Source organism: Metabacillus lacus, assembly GCF_009674805.1.
Classification (GTDB): Bacteria; Bacillota; Bacilli; order Bacillales; family Bacillaceae; genus Metabacillus_C; species Metabacillus_C lacus.
This window is the reverse complement of record NZ_WKKI01000125.1, coordinates 1-478: the sequence shown is the minus strand read 5'-3', so window position 1 is coordinate 478 and position 478 is coordinate 1. Positions and strand designations below refer to the sequence as shown.

At 49.8% G+C, this 478-nt stretch carries 1 rRNA gene; it reads right to left on the bottom strand.

Annotated features, from left to right (window positions below):
- Positions 1–341: 341 nt before the first annotated feature.
- Positions 342–457: ribosomal RNA gene (gene rrf / locus GJU40_RS20595) — 5S ribosomal RNA — on the bottom strand.
- Positions 458–478: the final 21 nt, after the last annotated feature.

Sequence of the window (478 nt, the reverse complement as noted above, 5' to 3'; positions counted from 1 at the left end):
CAGCTCTGCAACTGTTCTTTCATTCGCCTGGCAGCGTCCTACTCTCACAAGGGGAAGCCCCTAACTACCATCGGCGCCGCAGAGCTTAACTTCCGTGTTCGGTATCCGGCTTCCGATGAGCTTCGAATCTCTTCGTCCATTCGTTCTCTCACCCTTTCATGTACCCGGTGAACGTACACTTCAAGGGCTCCTTCACTTCATGTCCTCGATCTTCTCGCTCCTCGAAACCCGGGGGTTCGTAAGTGTTCATATATTCCACTCGCACTTAGATACAATATATGATACCTCCGGTATTAAAACACAAAAAAAGAACAGCTCTGCAACTGTCCTTTCTTTCATTCGCCTGGCAGCGTCCTACTCTCACAAGGGGAAGCCCCTAACTACCATCGGCGCTGAAGAGCTTAACTTCCGTGTTCGGTATGGGAACGGGTGTGACCTCTTCGCTATCGCCACCAGACTGTATAAAGTTTGAGAAAAA